The sequence below is a fragment of the Calidifontibacillus oryziterrae genome (assembly GCF_000331575.1).
Taxonomy (GTDB): domain Bacteria; phylum Bacillota; class Bacilli; order Bacillales; family Bacillaceae_J; genus Calidifontibacillus_A; species Calidifontibacillus_A oryziterrae.
In genome coordinates, this window is sequence record NZ_ANOK01000005.1 from 42090 (window position 1) to 53165 (window position 11076).

An 11076-nucleotide genomic window follows, 5' to 3' on the forward strand; every position below is an offset into this window, starting at 1 on the left:
CCGTAGGAGTCGTCACCTTCGCTTTTCAAAATCACCAGTATTAAACATATTTTTAACATAGTACAACAGGACTTATCAGATAGCCCCACCGTACGTGAAGTTACAAATCTATTTTCTTTTCAATCAAATAACCCGTACCGAAGAATAGTGCAACCGTTGTAATAATATTGTATAGGCTTGCTGCTATATTTATTTCAAGCCCACCATGAATGTTACCGGTAACAAGGCTATTATTATGATGAAAACTGATGGCACTATTTTCTATACCCATTGTCCCAATACTAAACGTGTTAAGGTCTAAATAATATGGGAATAAATCACTCAATCCAAATTGCCCAAACGCTAAAATCCCACTTAGTATTAAAAAGATAATAAACCAGAAACCGCCAATTCTTTTATTTCGAAATGTCACTTTGCTTAATGCCATTGAAAAATATATTAGTACTAAAAGATTTACGCCACCAAACACAGATGTTAGTACAACAAAAACAATTTCTGCCCATGAAACTTGTTGCAAGAACATCGAGAAGATTTCCGCTAACGGAACTTCAACTGGAAAAAAGCTGTATGCCATAACCAAGTTGTATATTCCGATTACCAAGCCTAATATCGTAAACCACAATAACGCAACAATTAATTTTGAACCAACAATTTTATATCCTGTTAACGGTAATGAAAACGTTAAGTACCCTCTATCTTCATATAATTCTTTTCGGAAAGAGCCTACAATAAATAAAAATGTGACTAATGCTGTAGCAAATAAAACCATTACCGACAAAGCTATAAAAAGGTTGCCTGCTAACGATTCCCCAGTAGCTCTACTTATATAGGCGAAAATACCTGTCATTAGAATTAATACTAGAGCTAATACACCTAAAATATATTTATACGTTCCTCTTATTTCATATTTCATATAGTTAATCACTCAAAATCCCTCCTATTCACTAAATACTTCTTTATAAATATCATCAATTTGTTTTCCCTTTTCTGCCCGTAAATTCTCAGCGTTTCCAGCTAAAACAATTTGACCATTCCTTAAAAATACAACTTCATCTAACATGTTTTCCATGTCTCTGACTAAATGGGTTGTAATAATCATTGAACTATTTTCATTGTAGTTATTAATGATGGCATTCATAATTTGATCTCTTGCGACAGGATCTACTCCGGCAATCGGCTCATCTAAAATGTATAGTTTCGCATCCCTTGATAATACAAGTGCTAAATTAAGCTTTTCATGCATCCCTTTTGAAAGTGTATCAATCTTCATGTTTGGTTCTAGCTTCATAAAATCTAACAACTCATTAAATTTTATTTCATTAAAATCACTGAAAAAATCTTTATAAAGCTTGCAAGCATCTTCAATCTTCATCCATTTGTAAAGAAAGTTTCGATCTGGTAAATAAGAAACAATTGATTTCGTATAAACACCGACTTTTTGATTATCAATTAATACTTCGCCACTTGATTGTCTTAATAAGCCCGTCAATATTTTAATGAATGTCGTTTTCCCGCTTCCATTTGGGCCTAGTATACCAACAACTTTTCCCGCTTCTATCGTGAAACTTGGTAAGTCTAATACTTGTTTATTCAAATATTTTTTCGTTAGATTTTTCACTTCGACAATCGTACTCATTCATTTCCCTCCTCAAACCAGTTTGAGATGATTTCTTTTATTTCAGCTTGTTTAAACCCTAGATTTTTCATTTCTTTGAAAAATTGTTCGACAACCTCGGTTGCCATCGTTCTTTTTAGCTTATTAATAGTGTTGATATTTTCTGTTACAAAAGTACCCATTCCTCTTTGCGTGAAAACTAATTCTTCTCTTTCCAATTCTTGATAAGCCCTTTGAATCGTGTTTGGATTTACCTTTAATTCTTTTGAAAAATCTCTTACTGATGGCAACTTGTCACCCCCGTTCATCTCGCCTGAGACAATTTTTGTTTTCAATAAATTCATGATTTGAATATATATGGGAAGATTATTGTTAAACTCCATTTCCCCACCTCCATAGCTTTTAATGTATCGGTGTATTAATGACATAGTACACTAATATTCAATTACTGTCAACACCACTGATATAAATTTTTTCAACAAGACTTTGTTGAAGCACAATTTGCTGATTTTCAACAAAAAAAACAACCTACTCTATCGCAATGTAGGTTGTTTGTAAAAGCCAAACGTCTTGTTTATAAAATTATTAATTAGATTTCTTGAGTTCTTCAATACAAGTTAAAAATTCCTCTGCTTTTTGTTCAGGTGCTTTTGTCAATAAACTGACAACGATAAAAAGGAACACTGAAACAGTAATACCCCAAATACCGGAAGCAAGACCAAGTGGTTTTAATTTAAAAACCTCAAAAGCGATAACCATCAACCCACTTATCATGACACTTGTTAATAAACCTGCTGCAGTTCCTCTTTTCCAGAAAAACGCACCTATTATCGCGGGAACAACTACTAACAGCCCTGCTGATGAAGCCACTGATAATACTGCAATTAAATTTAACTCTAATTTGGCAAATAAAAAGGCTAGTATAGCGATGATTGGAATCACAATTTTCCCAACTCGCAATTGCATTTGATCCGTTGAACTCCTTTTAAAGTTCCCATACACATCTCTCGCAAATAATGAAGATAATGTAAGTAGAATCGAATCGATCGTCGAAATAGCTGCCGCCATAATCCCGACCATGACGATAACTCCTAAAAGCGGTGGTACAACATCAGATGATAGAACCATTGGAGTTGCTAAATCTGGGTTTTCTAAACCGGGAAACATCACAACAGCGGAAAATCCCCAAATCACTGCAACAAGAGTATAAATTAAGCCGAAAATCATAAAACCCATTAACATTATTCGTAAGCTTTTTAGTGATGCTGGCATAAATAACCGTTGGCTTACTTGGGGATTTGATAGACTAAAGAAAAACCAAGGAATTGTCATGCCAAGAAAGGTTGTAAAGCTCCAAAATCCGTTTCCGGGTACTGTTAAATATTCAGAATGATTTTTTTCTAATGAATGAAAAAATCCAGTGAAACCACCTAATTCATTAATAAGTACTAGTACGACAATTGTTGATGTAATAATCATGAATAGTGCTTGTAATGAATCAGTCCAGGCAACCGACCTGATTCCAGCAATATATGCAAAAACAATTGCAACAATAGTAGCGATAATTACACCGACAGTGAATGGGATTTCATTATTTGTCATTCCCTGCAATAAATATCCCACCCCTGTAAGCTGAACCGCACTATATGGAATTAGGAAAATACAGCTTGTTAAAGACACAATAACGGCTACCATTTTATTGTCATATCGGTCGCCTAACATTTCCGACGGGGTAACATATCCATATTTCTTCCCTACGATCCAAAACCTTGGTCCAAAGAAAGCAACTAGCGAAACTCCCATTAAATAGATGAGTTCAAACCCTAATGCACCTACACCACCCTTATAGGTTAAACCTGCCAAACCAACTAACATAAACGCACTGTATGTAGTGGCACTATAGCTAAGGGCTGATACAAATCCACCAAGTTTCCGGTCACCAAGAAAATAGCTGCCTAAATTATTTTGTGTTCCTGTTCTTGACAGGTAGGCAACATATAAAGCAATGATTATATAAATAACAATCGCCCACCAAATCATAGTTGTTGTCATCTTTCATTACCCCAATTCTTCGTTAAAAAATAGTTGATTACGATTACTATTATGGAAAGCAAGGTCCATACGAAAAAGCCTCCATACCATTTAGAAACATCATTTAATAACGTGTATGGAAGAATATAAGCTAGCATCACAATCACAATAATTGATAAAGCCCATTTCCATTCATTTTCTTTCACACGATCACCTTAACCTATTCTAGTTTTTTGACTATTTTCAATATACTACCAATAAAATAATTATTCAAAGTCAAAAAAAGAATCGACAGCAATATGTGCCTATCGATTATCTCAAAACAATATTATTCACAATACCATTAGAAAAAAATTCTATCATAAAATAAAATTCCTAATTCGCCCACGACGATAGTGGTAATGTTACAGAAAAAGTTGAACCCTCTCCTACTTGACTTGTAACATCAATTTTCCCATTGTGATTCCCGACAATTTTATAACAAACCATAAGACCTAAACCAGTTCCCTTCTCTTTGGTGGTGAAAAAAGGTTCACCTAATTTATCTAACATCTCTTGAGACATACCAGTCCCTTGGTCAATAACATCAACTTGAACAAAATCCTTTAGTTTCTTCGTTAGAATTATGATTTTACCTTTATCCATAACCTCAATTGCATTTTTTATAATATTTATAAAGACTTGCCTTATTTTTGTTTCTTCACAATCTATGTATATTTCTTTTCTATCACTTAAAATTTCAATTTCTATATTTTTTAAAATCGCTTGTGTATCTAGCAATGTTTTTACATTGTTCAAAAGCGCAACTATATTTGTAACTTTCAATGTCTCACTGTGCGGTTTCGCAAGTATTAATAATTCACTAGAAATTTGTTCAATTCTTGAAATCTCATCATTTATTATTGTTAAGTAAATTTCATTACTTGTATCCTCAAGCAGTTTGACAAACCCTTTAATTGCTGTTAATGGGTTTCTAATTTCATGAGCAATCCCCGCAGCTAATTCACCTGCAATACTCAGCTTTTCAGAACGTACCATTAGCTTTTCGTTTAGCTTTTGCTCTGTTAAGTCAATTAATATGTATAATGCTGCACTTTCCCCTTCAAACCAGGTTGGAATCCATTTTACTGCAAAGTACCTAAATTCATGATTTGGCAGCAAAAGCTTATATTCACTTAAGCCGTTTTTAGTTGCAGATGTAGTTTTATCAAACAGCTTCGAAAAAGCTTTCCCTTGAATATCAACACTATCAAAGCTCTTTATTCCGGTATGATTAACATAGACAATATGATCATTCTTAGTAATTACAATGGAAACAGGTAATTCCTCAATAAGATTGCGATAAAACTTTTCACTTCGTTCAATAATAGACTTCTTCCTATTAATTTCATCATACAATTTTTGCAGTTTTTTATTTTGGTCTTGCAAAAATGTGATGTCCTTATCAAGCTTTTGCAGCCTTCTTATTTCCCCATTTGAAAGAGGATTTAAGTTTTCTTTTCTGTAAAACGGCGAGAGAACGATTTGATCGTCAGTCATAAAATATTCGTGCGTTTTAAGCATCTCATTTTGAATATATGCCGGAACTATTAAACCATTATACGTACAGACTATAATTGTTTTCGATTCAGCAACAACCTCGTCACATCGAGATTCATAAAGTCTTAATTTCGAAACGGCTGGTTCATCCATTTGCAAGGATACTTGACCCCATATTCGGAGGAACAAACCCTTTTCTAAATACAGACTTACTGTGTCTTTTAACATCTGGATGCTTCTATCAACATCAAAACTGGCATTAGTAAGGTAAAACGTATCATTTTCAACAAATACTATGAGTTCTATATCATCCTTTTTATAACCATTAGTTGTCAGCTTTTCTATTACTTCTTCATAAATATCAATTTTATCGACGATAATAACTTGTTGCCTTTTAGTAAGCCCTTCAGTTATAAAACCTAAAAGGTTATTAATATACTTCTCTCTTTCATAAAAAGCATAGAAAACATGAACCCCTTTTTGTAAGGCTTCATCATTATTTGTAAGCTGTGATAAAACATTTTGTTGATTCAAACCACTTGAGCCATTAATTATATAGCGAAGCATAATGAACCCTCCTAAACTCCCATAAAGCACTAACAACAATAATTGATCCATTAGATGAAAATAATCGAGTTAATTAGTAGAAATTATGAAGTAAACCTGCTTCGTTAAAAACGTTTGGTAGTTTTAAAAATATTTTAAACTTAGAATTATTTCACATTATTTATATATTTTATTAATTATACCATTTTTTACTATTATGATGGTAGTATTAACAGATATAACTACCCTATATTACCTGTTAGAAATTTGCCAATCTATTTCCCAAAGCCCGTTTTCACGCAAAAAGGCATTAGTTCGAGAAAAAGGTCTACTTCCAAAAAAACCTTTATTAGCAGAGAACGGGCTTGGATGTGGCGATTTAATTATTAAATGCTTTGCAGACGTTATTAGTTCTTGTTTCTGCTCGGCAAACCGACCCCAAAGGATAAATACAACTGGTGTCTCCCGTTCATTTAATTTTTCTATAATTTTATTAGTGAAATTCTCCCAACCTAAAGCTTTATGTGAATTTGGAATTCCGGCTCGAACAGTTAAAACAGCATTTAACAACAATACACCTTGTTTTGTCCATTCAACTAAGTAACCATTATTAGGAATATAACAACCCAAATCCGCTTGAAGTTCCTTGTAAATATTTTGTAGAGATGGCGGAACTACAACCCCAGGTTTAACAGAAAAACTTAATCCATGAGCTTGACCGTGACCATGGTACGGGTCTTGTCCGATAATTACTACTTTCACATCTTTATAGGGAGTAAAATGTAATGCATTATAAATATCGTATCGATCAGGATAAACAGATTGTGTTTTGTATTCTTCCTTTAATACACTTCTCAGCTGCTGATAGTAAGGTTTAGCAAATTCTTCTTCAAGCAAAAGAGCCCAATCATTTTTCAAAATCGCCATTAGGTTTCACACTCACTTTAATTAGTTAGTAATTTTCATTATATAAACAATATAAACTACCTTTTCATTTTTATTGTAAATAATTGTTACCGATGTTAGGGAAAAGTTTTAATGGGGTACGTGGTGATTTATTAGCGCATGTCGCAATAATTATATCAATATATTGTTTCACCAGTGCTTAATATATATTTTTTGATTAAAAAAGGTGTTTCCAAACTTTTTTATTTAATTAATCTTGGTTTCTTTAACGCCTTACTTCTTGTGATATATATCACGATATTTAAACGTCTAAACATAGTATCAATGCTTAAAATTCGATTTGTCTCGTTATCAAAAACAGCTTAAGATCCTATCGAAAAGAAATGATTAATAAAATATCTCAGGATAATTTTTGAACATTATGTTAAATTTTACCCAAACTATATAATTCCTCCAACAAATCAAATAAAATAAGATTCAAATTAAGAAAATATAAACTGCAGCAAAGAAGATTCATCTTTATTTGGGCGCTTGGATGAATCGGAGCGAGTAGCGCAACCGGCCATTTTATTTTGGCCGGTTTTTTTCATTTTAAGACTATCAGGAGGTTCAACAGCATGCAAAAAAATTGGAAACTATTCATTTCTATGATTTTAATTCTCTTCAGTTTTCCTTCACAAATATTCGCAGAAAATTTTGAAGGCTTTTCTGTTTCAGATATGATTATAGAGCTTACAGGAAAACCAGGAGACAAAATCACCCATACATATAAAGTATTTAACGATACAGATAATACCGTTTCAGTATCGCTTAATATTAAGGACTTCAAACTTGAAGGGAAACAACTTAAATTTCCAACAAATGGACATGAATCCTTTTCTGTTATGAAGTGGTCAAATCTCAACGATAATGTTTTAAATTTAGAAAAAAAAGAATCAAAAGAAGTCGCACTAACTGTTTCCATCCCCAAAAACGCTGAGATTGGCGAGCACTCCGCGCTAATTTCTAATAAATTTTCAAACCCAAATACTAATGCATCACAAGTAAAATTCGAAACAGAAATATTACCCATTCTTTATGTTACAGTAACGAATCCAGACGGTACGATCCCAACGGATAAAAGATGGAGTTTAATTAACACAAGCCAAGATAAGATAAATGGTGGATATTTTCACTTCTTTGTAAAAAACGAGGGAAATGTACATTTAGAATCAGAAGGTAGTATCGAAATAGTGAATCTTCTTACAAAAGAGTCGACATCAATCCAGATTCCAACAATTAACCTGCTTCCAAATCATGAAAAAGACATAAAGGTATTATGGGAAAAACTTGATTTAATTGGGATATATAAAGGAACATATCAATTTTCAATGGATGGAGAAAGATTTGAAAAAGACTCAGTATATTTAGCTGTTGTTCCTTGGGTATTTATTTTAACTAGTTTGGTAGTCATCATTCTCTTATTCTTGGGAATCAGAATATATTTAAGGAGGTTAAAGAAGAGATGGATAGAGGAAGCAACTAGATTAAAAGAGTAAGTTCCCCTTGTCACCCCATCCTTCCGCCAAAGGAAAGGGTTTTATATATAATACTCAAATTATATTTTAGGAGGCAAATCATGAAGTATATTAAAAAACTACCAAAGCTACTTCTATGTACTCTATTACTAGCTGCTTCTGTACCATTATACTCTCTAGCAGCAAATGAAGTAAACATAACTGCAAAGCTTTGGCCAAAGTCAGGGATGTCATTAAATTTCAACGAAGTTAATTTTGAAGGATTCATCGGGGCTTCTAACAACGCTGCAACATTTTCTCTTAATGACCAAATCGTGACCGAACCATCATTATCTGTTCGATATCATACAAACTATACTGCCTATATTACTGGTACGAACTTCTCAGATAGTGCTGGTAACACATTGGACATTGAGCGTTTAGGCTTATCCGTTGATGAGGGAGCATTTGCTCCAATAACAACTGATTCCGAAGAATTTACTAGTGATTCCGGAAATGGAGCAAGTAATGATGTAGTCAATTTAAATTTTAATCTTGACCTATCTTCTCAAGATAATAGTTTTTCCGATAATGAAGTATTGTCTAGTATTAGTGATGAAACAAACTTTGTAACAACTGTTACTATCTCTATACCTGGTTTTTAATAACTATTTAAGGAAGGCAATTCATTTTTTTGCCTTCCTTTTCTATTTCTGAGTGTTTTCAGCTTGCGAAACTTTTTATAGACTTTGCTTCTATCCGTCCATGTTAAAGCCTAATACTAGAGTGACAAAATAATAAAAATGTTTTTTCGATTAAAGATATTCAAATGAATAATTGATAAATATAATCCTGCATATAATAAATCATATATGAATTATAGCGAAATATATACCTTTTCCAACTTTACACAAAATTTTTATAGAACAACTACAAATATTTTAGTATAATGATATTAATATTTTAAAATAATTCACAATTGGCAAAATTCACTTTAAATATACAACCTAACAATATAATTGTGAATTTTTTTTATGCATCTATTAGAATTCGGAGGGAAGTACATGAAGAATTTAATTCTAAAGTGGAACCAGTTAAGTCTAGTAAAACGAATACTTATCGGTATGATTATAGGTATTATTTTAGCTGTTACGATACCTGATGCCGCTAAATGGATATCAATTTTTGGTTCCTTATTTGTTGGGGCATTAAAGGCCGTTGCACCAATATTGGTATTTTTCTTAGTTATCGCAGCCATATCTAATCATAGAAGTGGTATGAAAACAAATATGAAATCCATTCTTGGATTGTATGGAATCGGAACATTCCTTGCTGGATTTGTGGCCGTTTTGGCGAGTTTCCTTTTTCCGGTAAGCTTATCACTGACTACTGGCGCAGAGGGTTTAACACCTCCCGGTGGTATTGTCGAAGTACTGAAGACATTATTATTTAATATTGTAGACAATCCAGTTAATGCTTTAATGAATGCTAACTATATCGGCATTTTAACTTGGGCTATCCTTCTTGGTATTGCTTTAAGAAGGGCTACCGATTCTACTAAGGACATGTTTGCTAATTTTTCAGATGCCATCTCACAGCTAGTAAAATGGGTTATTAATTTAGCTCCGATCGGAATCATGGGTCTTGTATTTGATGCGATTGTAACGAATGGTTTAACGGCTCTGCTCGATTACGGAAAATTACTTTTAGTACTTCTCGGATGTATGTTTTTTGTTGCCCTTGTCGTAAATCCTATTATTGTATATCTTTATATTCGAAAAAATCCATATCCACTTGTATTAAGAGCTTTGAGAGAAAGTGGAATTACAGCATTCTTTACACGGAGCTCAGCTGCTAACATTCCGGTAAATATGAGTTTATGTGAAAAACTAAATTTAAATAAAGATACTTACTCAGTATCAATACCATTAGGGGCCACAATAAATATGGCTGGTGCAGCAATTACGATCGCAGTTCTAACTCTTTCCGCTGTTCACACTCTAGGTATTCAAGTAGATATTGGTACAGCACTAATTCTTGTCGTTTTATCAGCTGTATCTGCTGCTGGTGCTTCAGGGGTTGCCGGTGGATCACTGTTGCTTATTCCTCTCGCTTGTAGTTTATTCGGAATTCCTAATGACATTGCAATGCAAGTCGTTGGTGTTGGTTTTATTATCGGAGTTTTACAAGACTCTTGTGAAACTGCACTTAATTCTTCAACCGATGTTGTCTTTACAGCAACAGCCGAATATGCCAAGCTACGTAAGGAAGGCAAAGAGGTTGTTGTTAATCCATAAAAAGATTTTTTAGTATAGACAAACTGTAGACCAACCCTTCACAAATGAGAATTTGTAAAAGGATTGGTCTATTTTATTAAAGTTCTGAAATTTTAGTTTTACATTTAATTAAGCGATCTATTTTTTGACTAACCTTGTCCGCTCAGGTGGTTGGCAATGTCGCTATCCTAGCTTTAAATCCAATTAATCGATGTTATTACGGTCAGTTGGCAATGTCGCTATCCTAGCTTTAAATCCAATTAAGTGATTGTCGTAATAATACGCATAATACTATGGGAAATTATTTGAAAATCTTTAGTACGATCAGTTAATACGTTCAAATAATATGCTCTAACAAACGACAAACCCGTTCACAAATAAAAAATTTGAAAATGGGTTTGTTTTTTTGTACAGGATTTATTTGATATTAATATTTGGAAATTAGTTTTGTTTATAAGAGGAAAACTGTTAAGTCCTAGTTTGAGTTTTACGGACATACGTTCCGTTATTTGTTAGAATTAGCTATTAAGTTAAATCTAACGGACATACGTTCCGTTATTCAATCAATAAAGATGCTTTTTTGTATGTTTTTTATCAAATAACGGATCTGGTGTCCGATAAAATTGGAGAAATACATGATTTTGATAAAATAACGGCCCTGGTGTCC

Annotated in this window: 9 protein-coding genes and 1 riboswitch; of the genes, 3 read left to right on the forward strand and 6 right to left on the reverse strand. The window is 33.1% G+C overall.

Annotation, left to right across the window (positions count from 1 at the left end; genetic code table 11):
* Window positions 1–100: 100 nt before the first annotated feature.
* The 6 genes from D612_RS0104745 to D612_RS0104775 all read right to left on the reverse strand — a co-directional run bounded on the left by D612_RS0104745 (window position 101) and on the right by D612_RS0104775 (window position 6658).
* On the reverse strand, window positions 101–925 hold the full coding sequence (locus D612_RS0104745; protein WP_017754344.1) for a hypothetical protein: 825 nt from the start codon (window positions 923–925) through the stop codon (window positions 101–103).
* 12 nt (window positions 926–937) lie between these two features.
* Window positions 938–1636, reverse strand: a complete 699-nt coding sequence (locus D612_RS0104750; RefSeq protein ID WP_017754345.1) for an ABC transporter ATP-binding protein — start codon at window positions 1634–1636, stop codon at window positions 938–940.
* Window positions 1633–1998, reverse strand: coding sequence for a GntR family transcriptional regulator (locus tag D612_RS0104755; RefSeq protein ID WP_017754346.1), 366 nt, complete (start codon window positions 1996–1998; stop codon window positions 1633–1635). The genes D612_RS0104750 and D612_RS0104755 overlap by 4 nt, the downstream gene beginning before the upstream one ends.
* A 202-nt stretch (window positions 1999–2200) precedes the next feature.
* The gene (locus tag D612_RS0104760; protein ID WP_017754347.1) at window positions 2201–3667 is read right to left on the reverse strand and encodes a sodium:solute symporter family protein; all 1467 of its coding nucleotides are present in this window, start codon (window positions 3665–3667) and stop codon (window positions 2201–2203) included.
* A 354-nt stretch (window positions 3668–4021) separates the two neighbouring features.
* Window positions 4022–5752, reverse strand: coding sequence for an ATP-binding protein (locus D612_RS18630; RefSeq protein WP_017754349.1), 1731 nt, complete (start codon window positions 5750–5752; stop codon window positions 4022–4024).
* 231 nt (window positions 5753–5983) lie between these two features.
* On the reverse strand, window positions 5984–6658 hold the full coding sequence (locus D612_RS0104775) for a uracil-DNA glycosylase (protein ID WP_017754350.1): 675 nt from the start codon (window positions 6656–6658) through the stop codon (window positions 5984–5986).
* Between the two features lie 468 nt (window positions 6659–7126).
* Window positions 7127–7210: riboswitch (cyclic di-GMP riboswitch) on the forward strand.
* A 44-nt stretch (window positions 7211–7254) separates the two neighbouring features.
* Between D612_RS0104775 and D612_RS0104780 the strand changes: the two genes are divergently transcribed.
* From D612_RS0104780 to sstT, 3 genes are all read left to right on the forward strand, one after another.
* Complete coding sequence (locus D612_RS0104780; RefSeq protein WP_017754351.1) at window positions 7255–8175, forward strand: COG1470 family protein; 921 nt, start codon at window positions 7255–7257, stop codon at window positions 8173–8175.
* 80 nt (window positions 8176–8255) lie between these two features.
* Entirely contained in the window at window positions 8256–8798 is a 543-nt protein-coding gene (locus tag D612_RS0104785) for a hypothetical protein (RefSeq protein ID WP_017754352.1), read from the forward strand.
* A 399-nt stretch (window positions 8799–9197) separates the two neighbouring features.
* Complete coding sequence (sstT, locus tag D612_RS0104790; RefSeq protein WP_017754353.1) at window positions 9198–10430, forward strand: serine/threonine transporter SstT; 1233 nt, start codon at window positions 9198–9200, stop codon at window positions 10428–10430.
* Window positions 10431–11076: the final 646 nt, after the last annotated feature.

Bases quoted from the DNA above. Each gene is read 5' to 3' on its own strand.
- D612_RS0104750 (WP_017754345.1), bottom strand. From the start codon at position 1,636: ATGAGTACGATTGTCGAAGTGAAAAATCTAACGAAAAAATATTTGAAT.
- D612_RS0104755 (WP_017754346.1), bottom strand. From the start codon at position 1,998: ATGGAGTTTAACAATAATCTTCCCATATATATTCAAATCATGAATTTA.
- D612_RS0104760 (WP_017754347.1), bottom strand. From the start codon at position 3,667: ATGACAACAACTATGATTTGGTGGGCGATTGTTATTTATATAATCATT.
- D612_RS18630 (WP_017754349.1), bottom strand. From the start codon at position 5,752: ATGCTTCGCTATATAATTAATGGCTCAAGTGGTTTGAATCAACAAAAT.
- D612_RS0104775 (WP_017754350.1), bottom strand. From the start codon at position 6,658: ATGGCGATTTTGAAAAATGATTGGGCTCTTTTGCTTGAAGAAGAATTT.
- D612_RS0104780 (WP_017754351.1), top strand. From the start codon at position 7,255: ATGCAAAAAAATTGGAAACTATTCATTTCTATGATTTTAATTCTCTTC.
- D612_RS0104785 (WP_017754352.1), top strand. From the start codon at position 8,256: ATGAAGTATATTAAAAAACTACCAAAGCTACTTCTATGTACTCTATTA.
- sstT (WP_017754353.1), top strand. From the start codon at position 9,198: ATGAAGAATTTAATTCTAAAGTGGAACCAGTTAAGTCTAGTAAAACGA.